We start from the raw sequence: 21,922 nt of genomic DNA, 5'->3' as shown, positions 1-21,922 counted from the left end.
ATAATTAGGTTTAAAATGAATAGTTATTGATTTTTTATAGGAGCAAAATAATGAAGAAGAAATTAATTGCTGTACTATGTGCTTCTACTTTATTAGTAGGTTGTGGAAGCCAGAATTTAACGCAACTCGAAAAGAAAACAACAGATTTACGTGATAAAAATCATAAAATGAAGTTAGAGATTCAAGAATTACAACAGTCAAGATCTCAACATGAAGAGAAGATTAAAGCTTTGCAGAAAGATAAAAGCAATATGAAGCAAGCGAAGTCGAATCATAAGAAGGTTTCTAACTATAAGACTTCCTCTCAATATTATAAAGATGTCACTGACGTGTTAAACGAATACCACGACCAGAAAAAAGACATTGAGGCAAATAAACATAGTTCGAAGGTAGAATCGAAAATCAATGGTATGGTTGAAGATTTAGACCAAGCGCGTGATCACTACACTGAGAACCTAAATAAAGATGATATGTCTGCCGACGATAAGAAAAAAGATAAATCAATTTCTAAGTTACATAAAGATTTAACTAAAGCTTTTGATGATATTCAAGACGGCTATAGTAAAAAAGATAAAAAGAAAATCTCCAGTGGCCAAAAGAAATTATCACAAATTAAGTTAGATCAATAATTACAAGCTAAATCAGTTTCTAAGTATTATAGGAGTGTTCATTTTTGAGAAATGTATTATTCTACATTGTCATCATCATCGCTGCATTCGGATTAATTATGAATTTTGATGTTTTCTTCTATAGCATCATTCGATCATTGATTACGCTAGCGATTATCGGAGTGATTATCTATTTAATTTATTACTTCTTCTTCCTTACAGAAGATCAACGAAAGTATAAACGTGCGCAACGTAAATATAAACGACGCAACAGACATTAAATAGAAGTTAAAAAACCTTCTGAAGTCATTTGGCAACTTCAGAAGGTTTTACTTTTATTTACGATACATCCAATCGTCAGATTTATATTTTTCAGCAATTTCTTGGACTTCTTGTTCTTGAGCTTCAGTCAGTTGGAGTGGTTTAAAGTCGATGTTTAAACCTTTTTTAAAACCAGTAGCAAAAGCATCTTCCATTTGTTCCAAAGTGATGTGCTCATCAGAAATATCATTCATAGCTACGGCTTTATCAAGAAATGCTTTTTTCATTTTATCTTTCAAACGACTATTCTTGAACTTGAACATGTCGAATAAATCATCGATATCTACATCTTGTAAGAGTGAACCATGTTGGAGAATTACGCCTTTCTGACGTACTTGCGCGCTCCCTGCGATCTTACGTCCTTCCACTACAAGCTCATACCAACTTGGTGCGTCGAAACAAACGGCACTACGAGGTTGTCGTAATTTAGCACGCTCCTCTTCCGAACGTGGGACAGAGAAGTGAGCATCAAAGCCGAGGCTTCTAAAACCTTCGAGCAATCCTTGAGAAATAACCTTGTAAGCTTCAGTCACTGTACGCGGCATGTCAGGATGATCTTCTGGTACGATAACGGCATAAGTCAGTTCCTTGTCATGTAGTACGCCTCTTCCCCCAGTTGGGCGTCTGACAAGTCCATATCCTTTCTCTTTAACTTTATCGATATCAATTTCTTTCTCTAAACGTTGAAAATAACCTACAGATAATGTGGGAGGGTCCCAAGTGTAGAAGCGAATAACTGGATCGATTTCTCCACGAGACACAAAGTTTAACAACGCTTCGTCCATTGCCATATTGTAGTATGGATCACGACTACCTGTATTGATGAAATTCCAAGTTTCTACCACAATTAAAACCCCTAACCAATATAATTAGCATGACTCTAATTGATTTAAAGTATGCCCGACAACGTTAAAATGCAATAAAAATTTTGATAAATTGCATTCACAGTCTTATAATATATAATAGCGATTTATGAGGGAGGATGCAAGATGAGTAACTTTGTATACATTGCGTTAATCATCATCGTCATCATCATTTTATACATGGTTATACAAATGATTTGGAACAAACGTGCTGTGACTGAATTAGATCAGAATGAGTTCCATAAAGGTTTACGTAAAGCGCAAGTCATCGATGTGCGTGAGAAAGTGGACTATGATTATGGACATATTAACGGCGCACGTAATATCCCAATTACGATGTTTAAACAAAGATTCCAAGGTTTGAGAAAGGACCAGCCTATTTACTTAGCCGATGCAAATGGTGTCGCAGCTTATCGTGCCGCGAGAATCTTGAAGAAGAACGGCTATAAAGACATTTACATGCTTAAAGGCGGCTATAAAAAGTGGACAGGCAAAATCAAATCTAAAAAATAATGTATTGAAAAAAAGCAATCCTGAAGAGGATTGCTTTTTTAATGCCTAAAATAGTGATTTCAGAGTTATTCTTTTTCAGCGTGTAAACCGTCAAATTTTAATACCGGTTTACGTGCAGCTTTCGTTTCATCTAAGCGATCAATGATTGTATGATGTGGCGCTTCAAGTACTTTGTCTGGATCATTTTTCGCTTCTTCTGAAATTTGGATGAGCGCGTCACAGAAGTAATCTAATGTTTCTTTAGATTCAGTTTCTGTAGGCTCAATCATCATACCTTCATCCACATTGAGTGGGAAGTAAATTGTAGGTGGATGTACACCGAAATCTAACAAGCGTTTTGCCATATCGAGTGTACGCACACCGTGTTCTTTTTGTTTTGAACCGCTGAGAACAAATTCGTGTTTACAGTATTGTTCGAATGGAATATCAAATTCATCTTTAAGGCGTGCTTTAATATAGTTAGCGTTAAGCACAGCTGCTTCTGAAACTTCTTGTAACCCTTTGTTACCCATTGTGCGAATATAAGTGTACGCTCTTAGGTAAATACCGAAGTTACCATAGAATGGTTTCACTCGACCAATTGAATTTTCAATTTCGTTTTCGTAACGGTAGTGATCTCCATCTTTAACTACAAGTGGTTTTGGTAGATAGCTTGCTAATTCTTTAACAACACCTACTGGACCTGAACCTGGACCGCCACCACCGTGAGGGCCTGTAAATGTCTTATGCAAGTTCAAGTGTACAGCATCGAAGCCCATGTCTCCTGGACGTACTTTATCCATAATTGCGTTGAGGTTGGCACCATCATAGTAAAGTAAGCCGCCTGCTTCGTGGACAATTTCACGGATTTCCATGATATTTTTCTCGAAGATACCTAACGTATTAGGGTTAGTCAACATAATAGCAGCAGTATTCTCGTTAACAACGCGTTTTAAGTCTTCGATATCTACTTCACCGCGTTCGTTAGACTTAACAGTGACAGCTTTGAATCCAGCAAATGCTGCTGAAGCTGGGTTTGTACCGTGTGCTGAGTCAGGAACAATGACTTCGTTTCTGTGACCTTGACCATTTTTTTGATGGTAAGCTTTGAAGATCATTAATGCTGTCCATTCACCGTGAGCACCAGCTGCTGGTTGCAGTGTAACTTCGTCCATACCTGTAATTTCTTTAAGTTCTTCTTGTAGGCTATGAATGATTTCAAGTGAACCTTGAACTTGTGATTCATCTTGTAATGGATGTGCCTCAGCGAAGCCGCCTAAACGCGCTACTTTTTCATTAATTTTAGGATTGTATTTCATCGTACAAGAGCCAAGTGGATAGAAACCAGAGTCTACACCGAAGTTTTTATTTGATAGCTCTGTGTAATGACGTACAAGGTCTAATTCGGCAACCTCAGGAAGTTCTGCTTTCTCTTTACGAATAAACTTCTCATCGAAAACATCATTTACTGATTGAGATTCAACTTCTTTCTGAGGTAAAGAATATGCATAACGTCCTTCTCTAGAACGTTCAAAGATTAGAGGGCTAGATTTACTTACTACCATTTAACTCACCTGCTTTCTTCACGAATGAATCGATTTCATCTTTAGTGCGTAATTCAGTCACGGCAACGAGCATGTGATTAGTGAAGTCTGAACTTGCTTCACCTAAATCGAAACCGCCGATGAATCCTTCATCAACTAACGCTTTGTTGATTTCAGAAATAGGTTGATCAAATTTAACTACGAATTCGTTATAACTTGGTGCTTCAGAAACCTCAAAGCCTGCTTCTTTGAATTGATTTTTCGCGTAATTCGCATTTTCGAAGTTTCTTAAAGCAATGTCGTACATACCTTGCTTACCTAATGCAGACATGCAGATGGATGAAGCAAGTGCATTAAGTGCTTGGTTAGAACAGATATTAGAAGTCGCTTTGTCACGACGAATATGTTGTTCGCGAGCTTGTAAAGTTAATACGAAACCACGGTTACCGTCTTCGTCTTCAGTTTGACCTACTAAACGACCAGGTGTTTTACGCATTAATTTTTTAGTTGTCGCGAAGTAACCACAGTGTGGTCCACCGAATTGAGCTGGAATACCGAATGGTTGTGTGTCACCTACAACGATATCAGCACCAAAGCTACCTGGAGGAGTAAGTAATCCTAGAGCTAATGGGTTTGCATAAACGATGAATAATGCTTTTTTATCTTCAATGAATGAATGGATTTTTTCTAAATCTTCAACTGAACCGTAGAAGTTTGGATATTGAACGGCAACTGCTGCTGTGTTGTCGTCTACAGCTGCTTCAAGTTTGTCGAGGTCAGTGATTGTACCATCTAAGTCTACTTCTTCAATTTCGAACTCGTCTCTTACTTTAACGTAAGTGTGGAGTACTTGAAGTGCTTGGTAATGTAAACCTTTAGATACGACAATCTTATTCTTCTTAGTTTGGTTAAAAGCAAGGATACAAGCTTCTGCAAAGCTAGTCATACCATCATACATAGATGAGTTAGCAATATCCATATCTGTGAGTTCACAGATTAATGTTTGGAATTCAAAAATAGCTTGTAGTTCACCTTGAGAAATTTCAGGTTGGTATGGTGTATAAGCAGTATAGAATTCAGATCTTGAAATCATAGCATCTACTACTGCTGGAGCATAATGATCATACACGCCCGCTCCGAGGAATGAAGCGTGTGTTTCTTTAGTAATGTTTTTATTTGAAATACGAGTTAAACGTTTCATTAAGCTTGTTTCTGGTTCTGCATCTGGAATGTTTAACTCTCTGCCAAGTAATACTTCTTTAGGTACATCTCCATATAAGTCTTGAATGGACTCAGCACCTATAGTATCTAACATTTCTTTACGATCTTTCTCAGTTAATGGAATATAACGATGACTCAAGATTTACACCCTTTCATTATTTGCTAATTTGATTTTTCTTAACGATTTTAGCATCAACTTGACGTTTACGAACTTGAATGACAATCTCTTTGCCCATTTCGAATTCGTCACGATCAATGATAGCTAAACCAATAGCTTTACCAGATAATGGTGATTGCGTTCCTGAAGTCACTTCACCAATTTCTTTACCATCTTTATTCATTACAGTATAACCAGTTCTTGGAATACCTTTACCGATCATTTCGATACCTACAGTGCGGCGTTTAGAACCATTTTCTTTTTGGTCTTTAAGTACTGATTTACCAATGAAATCAGCATCGATAAGTGGTTTAGCTGCAAATGCAATACCACCTTCATATGGAGTAATAGATTCTGTTAAATCTTGACCATGAAGTGGTAGACCAGCTTCTAATCTAAGTGTGTCACGTGCACCTAAGCCACATGGCTCTACATCATATTCTAAGAAGCCATTCCAGATATCTAAGGCATCTTCAGATTTACAATAAATTTCGAATCCATCTTCACCTGTATAACCAGATTGAGAAAGAATTACATTTTTACCGAAAATCGTAACATCCATTTTGAATTCGAATGGTTTCATTTCTGAAACGTCTACATCTACTAAGTCTTGAACAAGATCTCTCGCTTTAGGACCTTGGATCGCAAGTTGACCGTATTGATCAGAAACGTTTGAAACTTCTGCATCAAATTGATCTGAGTGTGATTTCATCCATTCAAAGTCTTTATCTGTATTAGCAGCGTTTACGACAAGTAAATACTCATTATCACCGATTTGATAAGTGATTAAGTCGTCAATAACGCCACCTTCTTCATTACAAAGAGCTGTATATTGAGCTTTACCAATTTCTAACTTATCAGTGTCATTTGATAATAAATATTGAACTAATTGTGATGCTTCAGGTCCTTTGATGAGTACTTCACCCATGTGACTGACATCAAATAACCCTTTATTTGTACGTACAGCATTGTGCTCCTCTTTAATGCTAGAGAACTGAACAGGCATTGCCCATCCACCAAATTCGACAATCTTAGCACCACTATCGACAAACGCTTGATAAAGTGGTGTCTTCTTAAGTTCATTAGACATCTTGAAGCCCCCTATTAATTATTTTTAAAAATAAAGACAGGATAGCCTAAGCTATCCTGTCAGAATCTTTCAGGAATGCGTCACAGTGTCATCCTTTTGCCTGAGAGATTCGTATTTACTTGCACCTTCGGCGATGATTATATTCAACAAAGAATACAATCATTCTCTCTAACACTGATCAATCGCAAGATAACTCATTAAAGATTTCATCATGCAAATCTTTAAGAGATTGATTACTATTCACTTTGATGAATGCGATTTCATTATATCTTGAATATCTGTCTGAATACAAGTTTTTTAAGTCATAAAGTGACTTATTATTAGCATTGGGCCGATTAGAATCGTTACGAATTCTGTCATATACAATATTCAAATCACAGTCTAACCACACGATGTTAGATTGCTTGTGAAGGATTTCTAAAGATTGGACACCTTCTATAATTCCGCCACCTGTAGCTATAACTTCAAATTGTTGAATGCATTCTTGTAAATAGTGAGCTTCTAAGCGTCTAAAGTGTTGTTCTCCATATTGATTGAAAATAGTGGGAATAGTCATTTGTTCTTGTTCAACGATATAATGATCTAAATCTACATATGATAACTGATAAGTAGAGGCAATATATTCACCGAGTGTCGTCTTACCTACTCCCATAAATCCTATTAATATTAGCGGTAACCTAATGTTTTTTGGCAATGTGATCTTCCTTTAAGTGTGATGTTTTGATTAACCGATCGTAATCATGTTCGATATTATCTAACGTTTTTAGTTTAATACTATATTGAACAGTGTAAATTGAGATTACTGATAAATATAGCATAAATACCCCCATCACAAAAGGATACATGTAGCCTTTAACTTTATACGTAAAATTGCTTATGATACATCACTCCTTTGTCCCTAAGATGAATATCGACCTCAATAAGATGAGCTGTAACTTTACGAACTTTAAACTGAGTGACTTGATTTAATACAGTTACATTCCCTTTTCCATTTACTGTCTTAATGACCTTACCATTTTTATAACTATATTTGCATAAACCTTTGCTATCGAATATTGATGAGGATGTCGAGTGATTCTCAATGTCGAGAGAAGGGCTGGTCGAAAAATCCGCTATTAAATCTCTTGCAAAGAGTTCAAGTTCTATATCACTATTAGTGCTAAGATGATAGTCGAAGAATTTCGTGCTATTAATGATCAGCGGTAATATAGTCAGAATAATGATTGTAATCGTTAATGCGAGTAGCAATTCAATATAGGTGAATGCTTTGTAATTATTTCGGATAGCATATTTCAGTTTCTTTATCAGAGATACATAAATCTTTGTGTTGATAGTAGATCTCATACTGTTTAATTTTTAAACCTTTCATCAATTCTAGCTTTTGTTCTCTAGAAATGAGTGCTGCTAATAAGCGTTTCATCTCCATAGTATGGTGTTTCTCTTGAAGTGTATGATTCATTCGTAACATCAATGGAAATAATAGTAAGCATAATATAGAGAGCGTACTTAAAGATAGTAAGCCATCCATTAAGAGACTCCCTTTTACTTTAGACTTTTTCATAACGAATTCGCCCTTTCTCAATGTGGAATATTAAACGATAGATTTCTTTATCATAAGAGATGTAAACTGAACCAAATTGATTCACTTCGCCTTTTTTATCGAAATTAATATAATCGAGGTTTGATTTATTCATAATTGTTCCTTTAGGAAGTGTAATTGTAGATTTTTTTGTTGCACCCTGTTCTTTAATTTCAATTTGGTTGGTGCCCTTTTTAAACAAGACGATAATTGATTTTTGATCGTGTATTGCTTTAGATTTATAGAGATTTAAATGACTAATTAACTGTGTCATGCGTTTTTGGTTAGTCTTAGTATAATTTGTATTGAGTAGAGAAGCGTGAGTTTGGAGATACATTAAGATACTGATAATAAAGAGGACGAATAGCAACTCTACGTACGTAAAAGCTTTCGTGGCGTTAAGATGCACGCGCTTCTCCATTTTGAATTGCTATCGCTTGGCCATTTTTACATTTCTTCTGTTGTTCTTTGATATAGCCTTCTCTAATTAAGTCGTCGATGGAGTCAGGTTTATGGTCGTTTTTAAGTGTATAAGCCTCAATCTGACTATTAACCATCTTAACTTGTGCATCACAACCTGTCGTTTGAATGTGTTGAGACTGTTTCGCTATATTCGGGATGATTAATATTAAGAGTAAGCTGATAATGAGAAGTACGAGTAACATTTCTATAAGAGTAAAAGCTGATTTCAAATAACGTTTGTGTAATTTCTTCATGGTGATTCCTTTCCTATTTAATCGTTTGCATAAGTTCAAACATTGGTAACATGATAACGAGGTATAATGCGACAATTAAAAATGCGAGTAATCCAAAAATAATGGGCTGCACGAATTTGAGTTGCTTGAGTATTTTACGTTCAATCTTTGCGATAAGTATCGAACTATAGAGTTTGAGCTCAATATCGAGTTTACCTTTCTTCTGACCTTGCTCGATAAAGGTGATTAATTCACTTTCGAAACATTTAAGTGAAGCTAAAGTTTTCCCTAATGGAGAGCCTGCTTCAGTGTGTTCTAAAATATAATGCCCTAAGTAATTAAGGTAAGCATCTTTCGTCTGAGAAGTATAAATTTCAACAATTTTATTCAGTGAAATCCCATTACGATAAAACAAAGAGAATTCAGTTGCTAAACGATACGTCTTTAATAACTTGAAATAGTGCTTAAGGCAGGGAACGTGAAGTACGAACTGAATACGAGATGGTGGCGATAAGCGTTGATAGAATACTATGAGTATCAAAGTGACACAACTGCCAATGATAAAAGCGACAAATAGACTGGGAGGCAATAGAACGATGAACTGAGTGAGCCCCTTTTGAAAAGCTGACAAATTAACGTCCATCGTTTCGTAGAGATTCTGAAATTCTGGAATAACTGTCTGATTTAAGACAATAAGCATTACAATAAATATGGACAGCAGTACAATAGGATATTGCAACGTCTTGAGTAAGCTTTGTTTCGCTTGTCGTTGTCTTTCCATATAATCAATACTAGAAATCAAACAAGTATTCAGTTCCCCAAATAACTCAGCAAAATACACTTGCATCACTATGGTTTGAGGATATTGTAATAATTCTAGAAGCGTTGCGCATCCTGAACCTTGCTGTAATGCTTGAATCATCTGTTGACGGGTTTCTTGTCGACGTATATGAAGGTGTTGTAGTAGAAAGTGTATGGCTTCAGATAAAGTGAAACCATGTGCTAATAGATCTGCAAGCCGCTTTAAGAAGTCAATTTGATCAAGTGTAGATAAAGGTTTACGATGGAATAATTTAGAGATATCGATCGACGGTGTCTTCACAAATAACACCCTCTTTCGACATTTCTTTAAGAATATAAGATAAATTCTGGAAAGTATAAGGCATCGTTTGCTCGTGCTCGAAAAAGTAAGCGATATCCTCTTTCATCATCATTTCACAGACCAATTCTCGCTTATCATCGCTAATAGGAATGAGCCGTTGATTCGTAATATTAATCAACGCTTGCTTAATTTCTTGCTCAGATATCCCCATTTCCAACAGACGAAGTAAAGTACCTCTACAATCATTCGCGTGAATTGTAGAAAGGACGAGGTGCCCACTCATACTTGCTTGAATTACATATTTTGCTACATTAGCATCACGAATTTCACCGATAAGTATGATATCTGGATCACAACGTAGTATCGCTTTAAAGGAACTCGCATAGTTAATCCCTGCCTTTTCGTTAATCGAGATTTGAGTGATGCCATTTATTTTTTGTTCGATCGGATCTTCCACGGTGATGATATTCAAATTTAATTGATCTTTAGCGTAATTAATCATCTGATACATTAAAGTGCTTTTACCTGATCCTGTTGGACCACTAAAGAGAATCAAGCCTTGTTTCTTATTCATTAGCTTGTACAAAATATCTCCGTGTTTCGTTTCAGAATGCTGTTCAAAGTATTGTGGTATTAAACGAATAACACAACTTTCAATTCCTAAGGACAGCGGCAATGTTGAAATACGTAAATAATAAGGTCGCTTAGCTTTGAATAAATAGCGGCCGCTTTGTGCGATAATATGAGTCGACACATCGAGACCTGCCAAATACTTCATATACGTCAGTAATTTCGTATAAGTTTCGTGTTGAATTGATTCAAAACTCTGCAGGTTATCATTGATACGAAATTTCACAAATACTTCTTCTTCTGATGGAATAAAGTGAATATCCGACGCTTCGTGCTTAATTGCTCTTGAAATCATTTCTTTGAATAATAGTTTCAAAAAATCACCTCCTACATATATACACGTAGGAGGTGATGATTTTACTTTTATTAATTTGAAAAACTTTTAAAAGCCGAGTAAGTATGGATTATCTATCTCACGCTCAACTGAAGTAGAAGGCCCATGTCCTGGATAAAGTGGTAAGGTTTCATCGAGTTCAAACAACTTAAATTTAATACTATCGATAAGTGTCTCCATATCACCACGATATAAATCTGTACGACCAATACCTCCATTAAAGAGCGTATCGCCGACTACAGCAAATTCATCAAAGACATAAGTTAAACTGCCTGGAGAATGTCCTGGCGTGTGTAGAACTTCTATGGAAAAATCGCCTATTTGTGTAGAACCTTCTTTAAGATTTGTTGGATGGGCTTGACTCGTAATCTCAGGTAAACCATATTGTTTAAATTTAGCAGCACCATTCTTCTCAGGGTCAGTTAAGAAGTCAAATTCTTCTTCATTTAAATACACAGGGACATCATATTCTGCTAGGATATCATCTAACGCACCAATATGGTCAAAATGCGCATGAGTAAGAATAATCCCAATGAGCGGTTTATCTATTTCTCTAAGGCGTGCTAAGATCTTCTCGCTTTCGCTTGAAGGATCTACGAGTAAGAGCTCATGATCATTTTCAATAAAATACGTATTCGTACTAGCAATACCTAAAGTTAAATGAGAAATTTGCATTATTGATCACCTTGGTTAGATAAGTGCTTTTGTACTGAAGCAAGTTTGTCATTCATCTTACGAGATTTATCTCGGCGGTCATCGATACGAAGGTTGGTACAAACGCGATCGAGACCTTTATCAAACGGTAGCTCATGAATTGCTTGAACGACTTCAAATAAATCTTTCAAGTCACCTTCAATTAAGGTATTCATTGGTGTAAGTTGATAGTCTATCTTGCCTTCAGATTTAAATTCCTCGAGTTTAGTTTGAATTTCTGCAATATATTTACTCACACTTGGGCCTTCAGTTCCTACTGGTATAACAACTACGTCTACAATTGCCATTATTTAACTCCTCCCTTTTCAATCACATAAGTGTAAATCAAGCCTGCTGCGCCGGTAATACCTGCATCGTTACCTAACTGAGCTTGAACAATTTCCGTTTCATGTTGCGCAGGTGTGAAAGTGATGTTGCGGTATTCAGTCTTAATATTCTCAATCAATATCGGTCCTGCTGTGGACATGCCGCCGCCCAGTATGATGTATTTCGGATTACTTGTCACACTGATAATGCTACATACATAAGCGATATAGTTAGCGACTTTCTCAGTGATAAAGATACAGAATTGGTCGCCTGCTTTAGCAGCGTCGAATACGTCTTTGGCTGTCACTTTATGTTCTTTAATTAATTCGAGAATAGAAGATTTAAATGTCAGTTTCGGATAGTAAAAGTAAACGAGATTGACGACACCTGTTGCAGATGCGACCGTTTCCACACAACCTGACTTACCGCAATTACATCTGAAACGCTGATCTTGGTCGATACGGAAGTGACCAATTTCTGCACCAGAACCTTTGTGTCCATGAACGATTTCTCCATTTGAAATAATACCGCCACCGAGTCCTGTACCTAGTGTAATAGCAACCACATCGTCAGCTTCGTTACCTGCACCTTTATGTTTCTCACCTAGTGCTGCAACGTTAGCGTCATTATCAACGTAGACCGGGCAATCCACGAATTGTTGGAACATTTCGCGAACGTGAACACGATCTTTCCAATAGAGATTAACTGCTCCATCGACGATTCCTGATTCGAAATCTACGGGACCTGGCACGCCTATACCCACACCAATGACTTGTGCAAAGTCGTAGTCATGCGCAGAAAGTTGTTCTTCGAAAGATTGATAGATTTGTTCTAGTAGCTTGTAACCTGTAGGATCCGTTGTATCTGTTTTAATAGACCATTTATGAATCTGATTGATCTTCTCATCAAATAGTCCTAGTTTACATGTTGTACCACCAACATCTGCCGCTAAAATGATTTTTGACATAACTCTACTTCCTTCTTTGACTAATAATTAATTTACATTGAAGATATTGTTCTTTGGATATCAACTCATATTGATAAAGCTGGTTAATTTCTTGTTCAATCATTTCCAAATAATCGTTAGGATCTTTGAAATAAATGATAAATCCAAACTGCTTTAACAATTGTAAGACATCATAGAAAGACTGAATTTCTTTAGGCATACTAATCATCCAACTCTTTCTTTAATCTTTGATAAGCATCCTTATTAGGATCAGCTTTGACAGCTTTTTTAATATAGCTTTTGGCTTTACTTTTATTATCAATCGCGCGACTAGCAATCGCCAGTTCATAGTTTAAAATGCCTGAGTTCGGATGTTCACGTAAACCGCGTTGCCAATCTGCAATCGCTTCGGTCTTTGAATGTTTGCTTGCAGTAATTAATCCTTTAAGATAATAGGTTTCATCGTCATCGTAGTGCTTCACAATTGTGTGCTTCACCATACTCTCTGCACTGTCATAATGTCCAGCTGACATTTCACTGGTAATAATATGGTTATAAATATTCTTTTCTTGAATGGTATAGATTCGGATTTGAGCTGCTAGAAAGAGCACAAGTGTAATAATCAAGACAATCCAAAATCCGGTACGATTATGCTTAAAGTAATAACCCATTAGCGTGATTAAGATACCGCCAATTAAACCACCAAGATGCGCCACAATATTGATATTTGGAATAAATATTGAAATACCGATTAGGATAACTAATACAATGAGTAGTTGACCGATTAATTTACGATTAAACGTCTTACTTAAGTACATAAATGTAAAAATAGCACCAATGAGTCCAAATATCGCACCACTCGCGCCAGCAGATACAGTATGCGTATTAAAAGATAATGACGCAAAGTTACCGAATAAGCCAGCGAACAAGTAAATCACTAACATGCGCCAATGGCCGACGATAGACTCAACAATTTTACCAAAGATGAATAAACTCAACATGTTCATGAGTAAATGTTCAAAGTTAAAGTGTAGAAACATCGAAGTAATCAGTCGATACCATTCACCATGAACAAAGTTAAAATGAACTAATCCACCGACATCTAAAAGTTTGAAGTCTGAAAATCGATCCAGAACTAAAAACATAATGAGCCAAATAAAAACGTTAATCGCTATTAAACTATACGTAATTGGCGCAAACTTCAACATATGTTTCTCAATAGGATTAATATTTAATGCTTGCTTGCGATAATGGGACTTCGTCTTCTTGTCTTCGAAGCGGCTTGCCAAGCGTAACCCCAGACTAGAAGTGGCTCGATCAACATCAGATTTCTCACGCAATATTTTGAAACGATATTTATGGCTATGATGACTGTCTAAGTTCTCATGCGCGAAACCTTTGTCAGTAAGTATAAATACATTATACTGTTTCGGTGTAAAGTTGAGAAACTGAGTGATATCTGAATGATGCTCATCGATTCGTTCTTTAATAAAACGCACATCTTGCGTTGAACTTGCACCGTACTGAAAGATGGCTACCTTCTTCGTTTGATGATTAGCAAGCCAAATCTCGGTATGGTCTTTATTATCATGAACCAGATGATAGTTCTTATATTTAATCCATAAATAGATAAGTTTCCAATAGTTTCTTTCTATATTCATTTGTGCCTCCGCTTAAGTTGTAGTTTCAATCATTCGATCGACTGGTTGGTCATGACTTTCAGGTGTAAAGTCATGGCGTTGAATATCATAGATTAAACTTAACGTTGGAGGTTGATGATCGGTTAAGTATTTATCGAAGTAACCGCCTCCGTAGCCAATCCGATAACCATCGTCTCTAAACACTACTCCAGGGACAATCACTAAATCAAGATGATTACATAGCGGTGTATCCTCAATCACATGATTGATTCCTTTATCATCTGGGCCTATCGCATCCATGTGTGGGAGGTGTTTGAAATTCATTTCCTTGTGCGCATAGTCTGTTTCAGGAACGTACACTTCTTTACCTTGTTCAAGCATGTGTTCAATGATAGGTGTGGCGTTCACTTCATGTGGCATCGATAATACGATTCCTACTTTGTGCGCTTGTTGGAATTGTTCCGTTTCATAAAGTTGCTGAGCTAAGTCTTCATCAGCGCGTTGTTTGTTTTCTTTATCTAACGCTTTCATTTGTTGAAGCGTTTCCTTTCTTAACGACTTTTTAGACATGCTTACACCTTCTTTATATAAACTAAATATATTATAACGTTTCTCTGAGGTGATGTCATTTCAGGGCTGTCACCACGGTAGATAAAATTAGTTTAAGGACAAATTATGAAATTGAATATAGTTTTCTTGAACTGACTATAATTACAAGTGGTGAATTTATAATTAATTTAACGCACAAGTTTGAGTAAAGTAAGCTGTGTTTATTGTAGTGTTTTGATACTAGTGGGAGCCAAGACGACGAAATCAAAGATTTCTGTGTATTTAAAAGTTTACCGTTAAATTATAAAGATTTGCCCCATTAATTCTAATTTATTAATTGCGAAGTGGCTGTCTGTGTTTGAAATCGCAGGTGCTACCTCAAACACGAGTCAACTGAGCGTAGGCAAGACAACGAAATCAAATATTTTTGTTTTGCTCCTAAAAAAGTACCAAGCTCGGAAGAACTTGGTACTCGAAAATTTCTTATTTAGTTTCACGGTGTAAAGTGTGTTTGTTATCACGTGAACAGAATTTTTTCATTTCAATACGTTCTGGGTTATTGCGCTTGTTTTTAGTAGAAATGTAGTTTCTGTCACCACATTCTGTGCAAGCTAATGTAATATCTACGCGCATGTTGTGTTCCTCCTTATCTCTTCATAATACGACTAATTTATGATACCACTTCAAAGAGAAAATGAAAAGTATTATTTAACATTCTACCCTTTTTCAAGCCGTTTTTACTCTTCTCAAATCATTAATCTTTATGATTTTTAAAATAATAATTAATGACATCGCGACCTAAGTCTCCACCGTTAAGCCATGGTTCAGGCACGGGTTGGTTCGTATACACAATACTGAACGCTAATTTCGGTTTGTCAGCAGGTGCATAACCTATATATGTGGAGTTAACTCGAGGATGACCATCTTGGTAAACCTCTGCAGTACCTGTCTTACCAGCTGAAGTCACGTCAGTATTATGGAAACTTTGGTAGCCTGTACCATCAATCTTATTAAAGGTCATCTTGAAACCTTCTTTAACTTGGCTAAGTTCATCAGACGTATTATTGATACGGTTTAAGACGTTACCTTTAATCTTATGTTTCAATGGGCCGACTTCATCTTTGTTTGTTGCATCTCTCACTTCTAAGCCAATATGAGGTTGAACGCGGTAACCATCATTAGCAATTGTTGAAACATATTGAGAAAGCTGCATTGGTGTATACGTATCATACTGACCAATCGCTAAGTCTAAGTAGTTACCAGAGTTCGTATTTAACGGTTCAATTTGGCCGTTTGTCTCATTAGGTAAATCAATACCTGTCTTAACCCCTAGACCTACTTGGTTAAGTCCTTTACGTAATTTTTGACCGGCCTCTGTAATGTTATTTGGTAGAGACATATTCGGTGTATATGGATCGCCGGCAAGTTTCAACGCTGTCTTGAACATATAAACGTTGGATGAATGCATGAGCGCTTCTTTATCATCAATATCCTTGCGACCGTGTTGGTTGAAGTATGAGTGCTTTGTTAAGCCGCCACTGAATTTCAGTGGTTCGTCAATCATGTGCTCACCGACTTTAATTGCATTATTTTGATAGCCTGCAAGTAAAGTACCACCTTTGACCGAAGAACCTACTGCATATTGGCTCGTAAAGTTACCGATATCGTAATCTGTGAGACTACCGTCTTTATCGATTTGTTTACCTGCCATAGCAAGAATATCTCCATTTTTAGGATCTTGAACGACAATCATCGCTTTATCCATATCTTTGGCACCTTCGCCACGGAGTTTCTTAATTTGTTTCTCAAGATATTCTTCTGTCTTTTTCTGTAAGTCTATGTCGATACTCAAGACGAGATCATCACCGCGTGAACCAGGGTTGACGACTTTAGAGTCTTTGACTTCACCTGATTTGTCAGTGGTGTATTTCATCTCTTTCTTCTTACCTTTCAACACATCTTCGTATTGATATTCAAGGTAAGATTTGCCGACGCGGTCATTACGTGAATAGCCTTTAGACAAGTATTTATCCGTTAGCTCTTTCGGTATACCTTCTTCAGGTGTTGAAACATCACCAAAGACCCCTCTTAACGTTTTGCCGTAAGGATATTTACGATCCCAATCCATGGTTGTATTTACACCTGGTAAGTCGGAAAGTTTTTGAGAAACTGCTGCGTACTCTTTATCAGAAACGTCATCATTCTTGATGGTTTGTGGGTTTAATGTGGAACCAGCCATCATTTCTCGATAAATTGCGAGTACTTGTAAATCTTTCTTAGATAAACTATCAAGCTCTTTCTTTCCAATCTTATTGTGTTGTGCTTTGTCGAACTGATCTTGAGAAATACTGACATCGTTGAGTAAATTCTCTTCACGTTTCATCATGGATTGCGCTTTTTCTGGGTGAAGTTGAATCCAGAAATCTTGTTTATCCCTTTTAGTGATCTTATCTGTTTTCATATCGATGAGAGAAGATAATTTTTTAGCTGTTTTAAGAATTTCTCCTTGTGATGTCTTCTTACCTCTCGTATATGTAATTGCTTTTTTCGAAGCATTATCTACTAATACATTACCGTTACGATCGAGTATTCTTCCTCGAGGCACGGACTCATTTACTGTTATGTTTTCGCTATCTTTGATTTGTTCTTTATAGTGAGAACCTTGTGCGATTTGTAAATAACCTAATCGCAGTACGATGATGGCAAAAATAAATACAATCACACCAAAGATAAAACGAATACGTTTATTCATGGTGTTTCTTATTTTTTCATCATTTGATCTTTCCTTTAATCTTTTTAACAACGCAACCTACCTCTATTCAATCGTTCTCTCTTAAAAGCATAAATGATTACGAAAGATTTTTCTATCATTTTAGTCAAATTAACTTGAGAAGATTTAACGTATGGATTTGTGTTTGAAAGCACAGTTAACATAAATAAAACTGCCGACGAGAAATTCTCATCGACAGCCTCATACTCCCTAATAGTTAAACTTTAGAGTGATGACGATTATTTAGCAGCGTTGTATAATTCGTCAACTTTTTCCCAGTTAACTACATTCCAGAATTGTTTGATATATTCTGGACGTGCGTTTTGATATTTAAGGTAGTAAGCGTGTTCCCAAACGTCGATACCTAAGATAGGTGTTTTACCTTCTGTAATTGGGTTGTCTTGGTTTGGAGTAGAAGTGATTTCTAATTTACCGTTATTAACTACTAACCAAGCCCAGCCTGAACCGAAACGTCCAGCAGCTGCATCAGCAAATTCTTCTTTAAATTTGTCTAATGAGCCCCATTGTTTTTTGATTTCATCAATTACAGTACCTTCTTCTTTAGAATTAGGAGTCATCATTTCCCAGAATAATGAGTGGTTTAAGTGTCCACCACCATTGTTACGTACTGCAGTTTGAATATCGCTTGGTACGCTGTCAAGGTTAGCTACGATTTCTTCGATTGATTTAGATTCTAAATCAGTACCTTCGATAGCTGAATTTAATTTAGTAACATAAGTGTTGTGGTGTTTGTCATGATGGATAGTCATTGTTTCTTTATCGATATAAGGTTCTAACGCATCATAGTCGTAAGGTAATTTTGGTAATTCAAAAGCCATAAATAATCATCCTCCTAAGTTTTCTTCAACTTTAGAATAACAATAAAGCCAGATAACGACAAAGTTTCTGCTTGATACATCAAACTCAGTCGCTCGTTATCTCTTTGTTATCTTTACAGTCATATTATATCTCATATGACAATATTTTAAACATTTCCTGACTATAAATTGACCATTCTACTCAGAATTCAGACTAATGACCTACCCTAGAGTTTACATTTGATGTAGGAATACATGGTGGAACATAACTACGTCGTTTTTACCCATCAAAAAATCTCAGCCCAACAGAAAGTGTCGAGCTGAGATGACAAATATCTTGATATTAATGCGCTTTCTGGCAAGCTTCACAAATACCGTAAACTTCAAGTTTGTGTTGATGAATCGCAACACCTGGTAAATAGGATTTGATATTGTCGATTGGACAATAATCAATCACTTTCGTATCACCACAAGATTCGCAGATAAAGTGATGGTGGTGATGATCTGTACAAGCAATTCTAAACTTCATTTCTCCATCTAACTCCGTGCTTTCGATAATACCTAACTCTTTAAACAAATGTAAGTTACGATAAATCGTATCGAAAGAGATACCTGGATAGTTATGTTCGAGTTCTGCTTGAACATGTTTTGCATTGATATATTTATCTTCATTAACGAACAGCTGAATCATATCGCGTCTTTTATCTGTATACTTATGACCCTTGTTTTTTAAAATTTTAATCGCATTATCTGTCTTCATGTGTTTTCACTCCTTTTACACTATGAGATCTCACTTTCTGTAGCAACATGACGAGTGCGAGACCCAGAACGAGTAAGATAACAATGACTCCACCTGGCGAGAGGTTCAGGTAGAAGGCAAGTACGAGCCCTGCAATAACTGCTATCTCACCGATAACAATACTGAGTAAGATAAGTTGTTTAAAGGCTTTCGTCAATCTGAGAGAAATAGCTACGGGCAGTGTAATAAGCGCGCTGACAAGCAAGATACCAACGACGCGCATTGAAGCTGAAATGACCATAGCTACAATGACGATGAAGAGAAATTGTATCCACTTTGGTATGCCGATTACAGCACTATACTCTTCGTCGAATGAGAGTAAAAATAATTCTTTGTAAAGTGACAGGATAAAAATAACCACAATCAATGTGATGATCAAGATCGTAATCGTGTCACTTAAAGTGACTGCACTGATTGATCCGAAAAGCAACCCTATAATTTCTTGATTAAAACCATCAGCGAGTGAGATAAAGATAGCACTCAATGCAATCCCTGCACTCATAATAATGGGAATCGCAATTTCTTGGTAATTGCTGTAGGACGTCCGTAGTTTCTCAATAAGTAAAGCACCTACTACAGCATACAGAATACCGAACCACATTGGGTTAATAAAGGCAACTGCAGGGACGACTGTGATAAGAAACATACCGAATGAAATTCCACCGAGCGTGACGTGGCTGAGTGCGTCGGCAATTAAAGATAAACGACGGACCACGATAAAGGCGCCGATGAGTGGCGCGACGAAACCGATGAGTAGACCACTGATGAGCGAGTAGCGGACGAAATCGAAATTGAGTAATGCATCAATCATGAGTTACAACACTCCCTCTCATGCTGGTGATCTACAAAGCGTACAGGATGACCGTATATTTTAGATATTTCTACTTCATCTAAAGATTTGAAGTCCTCAGTTGAACCATGGAAGTGTAAGTGTTTATTGAGACATGCCACTTCTGTCGCTGTATCCGCTACTACTCCAATATCGTGAGTTACAAGTATAATCGTCACACCTTCCTGCTTTAGACGCTCTAATGTTTGATAGAATTCGTTAACGTGTTTCGCGTCGATGCCATTGGTTGGCTCATCGAGAATTAAGACGCTCGGATTACTAATTAATGCACGAGCAATAAGAACACGTTGCTGCTGGCCACCTGAGAGCTCGGGGATATTTTTATTGATGAGATGTTCAATATTTAAACGTTCCAAGACGTTGTGCACTTGTGCGACATCTTTTTTATTGAACCATTGTAAAAGCCTCTTCTTTTTCGTTAAGCCACTCAAGACCACTTCTTTAACACTTGCTGGAAAGCCGGAATTGAATGCGCGCGCTTTCTGAGAAACATAACTCACTTGAGGCGCTTGTTGTGACTTTTTGTAGACTTTGCCGTCAATCAGGATTTGACCTTGTTGTAACGGTAATAACCCTAACATAATCTTAAGTAAGGTTGACTTACCTGCTCCATTAGGTCCTACAATAGCCAGAAATTCGCCTCGGTTAATTTTAATATTAATATTCTCAAGCACTTGCTTTCTGTCGAAATAATAATCTATATTTTTAAGTTCGAAGACTGGTGTCGTCATGATTTCACCTCGTAATTACTATACAATCTCTCGTTAGACTTGTAAATAGTAATGTTTTCGACTTGTTTAACTTTCAAAAAATAAGGAGGAAAACCGTTAGGATAAGTTTAAAAATAGAACTACATCGAAACAATAAGTACGAAGCAATTAAATGGGGGTTCAAATAAAAAAGTGGCTGTTCATTTCGTTTTGGGCGTTCCACTTATATTTACGCCTCTATCATTAATGAACAGCCATCATCCGCGAAGTGTCACTCAATTAATGACCTTCGTTAATAATCTTATCTTTCATATCTGGATCAAATTGTTGATTACGCAGCATTTGAATTTCACGTACGAATGGATTCTTTTTACTCTTCTTATCTAAACCTACAAAAGGTGTCTCAAGAATCTTAGGAATGTCTTTAAATGCATCATGATGAACGACATAGTTAAGCGCGTCGAAACCGATGTGACCGAAACCGATGTTCTCGTGTCTATCTTTATGTGCGCCGCATTCGTTCTTACTATCGTTGACATGAACAACTTTAATGCGATCTAAACCGATGATTTGATCAAACTCATTTAAGACACCATCAAAGTCATTCTTCACATCATAACCCGCGTCATGTGTATGGCACGTATCAAAGCACACAGAAAGTCTTTCGTTGTGTTCTACGCCGTCGATGATGCGCGCAAGTTCTTCGAAATTACGTCCAACTTCAGAACCCTTGCCTGCCATCGTTTCAAGTGCGATACGGACATCGTTGTCATGTGTAAGGACTTCGTTAAGCCCTTCGATTATCTTTTTGATTCCTGCATCTGCACCAGCACCGACATGTGAGCCAGGATGTAAGACGATATCTTTCGCACCAATTGCTTGGGTACGTTCAATTTCGCTTTGTAGGAACTCCACACCCAAGTCGAATACGTGAGGTTTTTGAGTATTAGCGATATTGATAATGTAGGGAGCGTGAACGACAATATTTGATAAGCCATATTCTTTCATAGCTTCATGACCTTTTTCAATATTCAAATCTTCAATCGCTTTACGGCGCGTATTCTGAGGAGCGCCGGTATAGATCATAAATGTTGTTTCGCCATATTCATGTGCTTGTTCGGCTGCTCCTTGTAACATTTTCTTACCGCTCATAGAGACATGTGAGCCTAATAACATGTAATTCA

Annotated in this window: 27 protein-coding genes and 1 riboswitch; of the genes, 3 read left to right on the top strand and 24 right to left on the bottom strand. The window is 36.9% G+C overall.

From position 1 onward, the window contains the following. The first annotated feature begins 50 nt into the window (after positions 1-50). Both HMPREF2802_RS00955 and HMPREF2802_RS00950 read left to right on the top strand, forming a co-directional pair. The gene (locus tag HMPREF2802_RS00955; protein ID WP_070502469.1) at positions 51-629 is read left to right on the top strand and encodes a hypothetical protein; all 579 of its coding nucleotides are present in this window, start codon (positions 51-53) and stop codon (positions 627-629) included. 44 nt (positions 630-673) lie between these two features. Next, positions 674-889 carry an SA1362 family protein gene (locus HMPREF2802_RS00950; protein ID WP_002472503.1) on the top strand — a complete coding sequence of 72 codons (216 nt, stop codon included), beginning with the start codon at positions 674-676 and terminating at the stop codon, positions 887-889. 54 nt (positions 890-943) lie between these two features. On the opposite strand, the gene HMPREF2802_RS00945 is transcribed toward HMPREF2802_RS00950, so the two are convergent. Then, positions 944-1,774: a lipoate--protein ligase family protein gene (locus tag HMPREF2802_RS00945; RefSeq protein WP_002472470.1), complete on the bottom strand. Its 831-nt coding sequence runs from the start codon at positions 1,772-1,774 to the stop codon at positions 944-946. A gap of 144 nt (positions 1,775-1,918) precedes the next feature. Between HMPREF2802_RS00945 and HMPREF2802_RS00940 the strand changes: the two genes are divergently transcribed. Next, positions 1,919-2,305, top strand: a complete 387-nt coding sequence (locus HMPREF2802_RS00940) for a rhodanese-like domain-containing protein (protein WP_049405247.1) — start codon at positions 1,919-1,921, stop codon at positions 2,303-2,305. A 65-nt stretch (positions 2,306-2,370) separates the two neighbouring features. On the opposite strand, the gene gcvPB is transcribed toward HMPREF2802_RS00940, so the two are convergent. The 23 genes from gcvPB to HMPREF2802_RS00825 form a co-directional block, all read right to left on the bottom strand. After that, on the bottom strand, positions 2,371-3,849 hold the full coding sequence (gene gcvPB / locus HMPREF2802_RS00935; protein WP_002472495.1) for an aminomethyl-transferring glycine dehydrogenase subunit GcvPB: 1,479 nt from the start codon (positions 3,847-3,849) through the stop codon (positions 2,371-2,373). After that, complete coding sequence (gene gcvPA / locus HMPREF2802_RS00930) at positions 3,836-5,188, bottom strand: aminomethyl-transferring glycine dehydrogenase subunit GcvPA (RefSeq protein WP_002472479.1); 1,353 nt, start codon at positions 5,186-5,188, stop codon at positions 3,836-3,838. The genes gcvPB and gcvPA overlap by 14 nt, the downstream gene beginning before the upstream one ends. 16 nt (positions 5,189-5,204) lie before the next feature. Continuing rightward, positions 5,205-6,296, bottom strand: coding sequence for a glycine cleavage system aminomethyltransferase GcvT (gene gcvT / locus HMPREF2802_RS00925; protein ID WP_002472490.1), 1,092 nt, complete (start codon positions 6,294-6,296; stop codon positions 5,205-5,207). 78 nt (positions 6,297-6,374) lie between these two features. Further along, positions 6,375-6,478: riboswitch (glycine riboswitch) on the bottom strand. Further along, positions 6,475-6,948 carry a shikimate kinase gene (locus tag HMPREF2802_RS00920; RefSeq protein ID WP_070502468.1) on the bottom strand — a complete coding sequence of 158 codons (474 nt, stop codon included), beginning with the start codon at positions 6,946-6,948 and terminating at the stop codon, positions 6,475-6,477. Its footprint overlaps the riboswitch before it by 4 nt. 206 nt (positions 6,949-7,154) lie before the next feature. Further along, entirely contained in the window at positions 7,155-7,640 is a 486-nt protein-coding gene (locus HMPREF2802_RS12440) for a competence type IV pilus minor pilin ComGF (protein WP_083307570.1), read from the bottom strand. Further along, on the bottom strand, positions 7,570-7,857 hold the full coding sequence (locus tag HMPREF2802_RS00910) for a hypothetical protein (RefSeq protein WP_088606290.1): 288 nt from the start codon (positions 7,855-7,857) through the stop codon (positions 7,570-7,572). The genes HMPREF2802_RS12440 and HMPREF2802_RS00910 overlap by 71 nt, the downstream gene beginning before the upstream one ends. After that, positions 7,844-8,284, bottom strand: coding sequence for a competence type IV pilus minor pilin ComGD (gene comGD, locus HMPREF2802_RS00905; RefSeq protein ID WP_082143008.1), 441 nt, complete (start codon positions 8,282-8,284; stop codon positions 7,844-7,846). Before comGD ends, HMPREF2802_RS00910 begins: the two co-directional genes overlap by 14 nt. Beyond that, positions 8,274-8,591, bottom strand: coding sequence for a competence type IV pilus major pilin ComGC (gene comGC / locus HMPREF2802_RS00900; protein WP_002472491.1), 318 nt, complete (start codon positions 8,589-8,591; stop codon positions 8,274-8,276). Before comGC ends, comGD begins: the two co-directional genes overlap by 11 nt. Positions 8,592-8,604: 13 nt before the next feature. Beyond that, positions 8,605-9,672: a competence type IV pilus assembly protein ComGB gene (gene comGB, locus HMPREF2802_RS00895; protein WP_002472482.1), complete on the bottom strand. Its 1,068-nt coding sequence runs from the start codon at positions 9,670-9,672 to the stop codon at positions 8,605-8,607. Continuing rightward, the gene (gene comGA, locus HMPREF2802_RS00890) at positions 9,644-10,618 is read right to left on the bottom strand and encodes a competence type IV pilus ATPase ComGA (RefSeq protein WP_049405253.1); all 975 of its coding nucleotides are present in this window, start codon (positions 10,616-10,618) and stop codon (positions 9,644-9,646) included. Before comGA ends, comGB begins: the two co-directional genes overlap by 29 nt. A gap of 66 nt (positions 10,619-10,684) precedes the next feature. Beyond that, positions 10,685-11,311, bottom strand: a complete 627-nt coding sequence (locus tag HMPREF2802_RS00885; protein WP_070502467.1) for an MBL fold metallo-hydrolase — start codon at positions 11,309-11,311, stop codon at positions 10,685-10,687. Further along, a complete protein-coding gene (locus HMPREF2802_RS00880; protein ID WP_002472477.1) occupies positions 11,311-11,637 on the bottom strand; it encodes an MTH1187 family thiamine-binding protein in 327 nt (108 codons plus the stop codon). The genes HMPREF2802_RS00885 and HMPREF2802_RS00880 overlap by 1 nt, the downstream gene beginning before the upstream one ends. Beyond that, a complete protein-coding gene (locus HMPREF2802_RS00875; protein ID WP_002472496.1) occupies positions 11,637-12,623 on the bottom strand; it encodes an ROK family glucokinase in 987 nt (328 codons plus the stop codon). The genes HMPREF2802_RS00880 and HMPREF2802_RS00875 overlap by 1 nt, the downstream gene beginning before the upstream one ends. A gap of 4 nt (positions 12,624-12,627) precedes the next feature. After that, a complete protein-coding gene (locus HMPREF2802_RS00870) occupies positions 12,628-12,822 on the bottom strand; it encodes a YqgQ family protein (RefSeq protein ID WP_002472468.1) in 195 nt (64 codons plus the stop codon). A 1-nt stretch (position 12,823) separates the two neighbouring features. Next, positions 12,824-14,263, bottom strand: a complete 1,440-nt coding sequence (locus HMPREF2802_RS00865; protein WP_070502466.1) for a rhomboid family intramembrane serine protease — start codon at positions 14,261-14,263, stop codon at positions 12,824-12,826. A gap of 12 nt (positions 14,264-14,275) precedes the next feature. Continuing rightward, entirely contained in the window at positions 14,276-14,812 is a 537-nt protein-coding gene (locus HMPREF2802_RS00860; protein ID WP_070502465.1) for a 5-formyltetrahydrofolate cyclo-ligase, read from the bottom strand. Between the two features lie 462 nt (positions 14,813-15,274). Then, the gene (gene rpmG, locus HMPREF2802_RS00855) at positions 15,275-15,424 is read right to left on the bottom strand and encodes a 50S ribosomal protein L33 (RefSeq protein WP_002472489.1); all 150 of its coding nucleotides are present in this window, start codon (positions 15,422-15,424) and stop codon (positions 15,275-15,277) included. Positions 15,425-15,545: 121 nt separating this feature from the next. Then, on the bottom strand, positions 15,546-17,594 hold the full coding sequence (locus tag HMPREF2802_RS00850) for a peptidoglycan D,D-transpeptidase FtsI family protein (RefSeq protein ID WP_070502464.1): 2,049 nt from the start codon (positions 17,592-17,594) through the stop codon (positions 15,546-15,548). A gap of 206 nt (positions 17,595-17,800) precedes the next feature. Beyond that, a complete protein-coding gene (locus HMPREF2802_RS00845) occupies positions 17,801-18,400 on the bottom strand; it encodes a superoxide dismutase (RefSeq protein WP_002472474.1) in 600 nt (199 codons plus the stop codon). Between the two features lie 322 nt (positions 18,401-18,722). Then, positions 18,723-19,139 (bottom strand): Fur family transcriptional regulator, encoded by a 417-nt coding sequence (locus HMPREF2802_RS00840; protein WP_002472471.1) that lies wholly within the window; start codon positions 19,137-19,139, stop codon positions 18,723-18,725. Beyond that, a complete protein-coding gene (locus HMPREF2802_RS00835; RefSeq protein WP_002472486.1) occupies positions 19,126-19,989 on the bottom strand; it encodes a metal ABC transporter permease in 864 nt (287 codons plus the stop codon). Before HMPREF2802_RS00835 ends, HMPREF2802_RS00840 begins: the two co-directional genes overlap by 14 nt. Further along, positions 19,986-20,759 (bottom strand): metal ABC transporter ATP-binding protein, encoded by a 774-nt coding sequence (locus HMPREF2802_RS00830; protein WP_070502463.1) that lies wholly within the window; start codon positions 20,757-20,759, stop codon positions 19,986-19,988. Before HMPREF2802_RS00830 ends, HMPREF2802_RS00835 begins: the two co-directional genes overlap by 4 nt. A 258-nt stretch (positions 20,760-21,017) precedes the next feature. Continuing rightward, entirely contained in the window at positions 21,018-21,914 is an 897-nt protein-coding gene (locus tag HMPREF2802_RS00825; RefSeq protein WP_070502462.1) for a deoxyribonuclease IV, read from the bottom strand. Positions 21,915-21,922: the final 8 nt, after the last annotated feature.

Source organism: Staphylococcus sp. HMSC071G07 (assembly GCF_001811435.1).
GTDB lineage: Bacteria > Bacillota > Bacilli > Staphylococcales > Staphylococcaceae > Staphylococcus > Staphylococcus pettenkoferi.
The sequence above is the reverse complement of the archived record's forward strand: the minus strand, read 5'-3'. Positions and strand labels throughout refer to the sequence as shown.

Coding starts and splice junctions, on each gene's coding strand:
- HMPREF2802_RS00955 (WP_070502469.1), top strand. CDS start 51: ATGAAGAAGAAATTAATTGCTGTACTATGTGCTTCTACTTTATTAGTA.
- HMPREF2802_RS00940 (WP_049405247.1), top strand. CDS start 1,919: ATGAGTAACTTTGTATACATTGCGTTAATCATCATCGTCATCATCATT.
- gcvPB (WP_002472495.1), bottom strand. CDS start 3,849: ATGGTAGTAAGTAAATCTAGCCCTCTAATCTTTGAACGTTCTAGAGAA.
- gcvT (WP_002472490.1), bottom strand. CDS start 6,296: ATGTCTAATGAACTTAAGAAGACACCACTTTATCAAGCGTTTGTCGAT.
- HMPREF2802_RS00920 (WP_070502468.1), bottom strand. CDS start 6,948: ATGGGAGTAGGTAAGACGACACTCGGTGAATATATTGCCTCTACTTAT.
- HMPREF2802_RS12440 (WP_083307570.1), bottom strand. CDS start 7,640: ATGAGATCTACTATCAACACAAAGATTTATGTATCTCTGATAAAGAAA.
- HMPREF2802_RS00910 (WP_088606290.1), bottom strand. CDS start 7,857: ATGAAAAAGTCTAAAGTAAAAGGGAGTCTCTTAATGGATGGCTTACTA.
- comGC (WP_002472491.1), bottom strand. CDS start 8,591: ATGAAGAAATTACACAAACGTTATTTGAAATCAGCTTTTACTCTTATA.
- HMPREF2802_RS00885 (WP_070502467.1), bottom strand. CDS start 11,311: ATGCAAATTTCTCATTTAACTTTAGGTATTGCTAGTACGAATACGTAT.
- HMPREF2802_RS00880 (WP_002472477.1), bottom strand. CDS start 11,637: ATGGCAATTGTAGACGTAGTTGTTATACCAGTAGGAACTGAAGGCCCA.
- HMPREF2802_RS00875 (WP_002472496.1), bottom strand. CDS start 12,623: ATGTCAAAAATCATTTTAGCGGCAGATGTTGGTGGTACAACATGTAAA.
- HMPREF2802_RS00870 (WP_002472468.1), bottom strand. CDS start 12,822: ATGCCTAAAGAAATTCAGTCTTTCTATGATGTCTTACAATTGTTAAAG.
- HMPREF2802_RS00865 (WP_070502466.1), bottom strand. CDS start 14,263: ATGAATATAGAAAGAAACTATTGGAAACTTATCTATTTATGGATTAAA.
- HMPREF2802_RS00860 (WP_070502465.1), bottom strand. CDS start 14,812: ATGTCTAAAAAGTCGTTAAGAAAGGAAACGCTTCAACAAATGAAAGCG.
- rpmG (WP_002472489.1), bottom strand. CDS start 15,424: ATGCGCGTAGATATTACATTAGCTTGCACAGAATGTGGTGACAGAAAC.
- HMPREF2802_RS00845 (WP_002472474.1), bottom strand. CDS start 18,400: ATGGCTTTTGAATTACCAAAATTACCTTACGACTATGATGCGTTAGAA.
- HMPREF2802_RS00840 (WP_002472471.1), bottom strand. CDS start 19,139: ATGAAGACAGATAATGCGATTAAAATTTTAAAAAACAAGGGTCATAAG.
- HMPREF2802_RS00835 (WP_002472486.1), bottom strand. CDS start 19,989: ATGATTGATGCATTACTCAATTTCGATTTCGTCCGCTACTCGCTCATC.
- HMPREF2802_RS00830 (WP_070502463.1), bottom strand. CDS start 20,759: ATGACGACACCAGTCTTCGAACTTAAAAATATAGATTATTATTTCGAC.
- HMPREF2802_RS00825 (WP_070502462.1), bottom strand. CDS start 21,914: ATGTTATTAGGCTCACATGTCTCTATGAGCGGTAAGAAAATGTTACAA.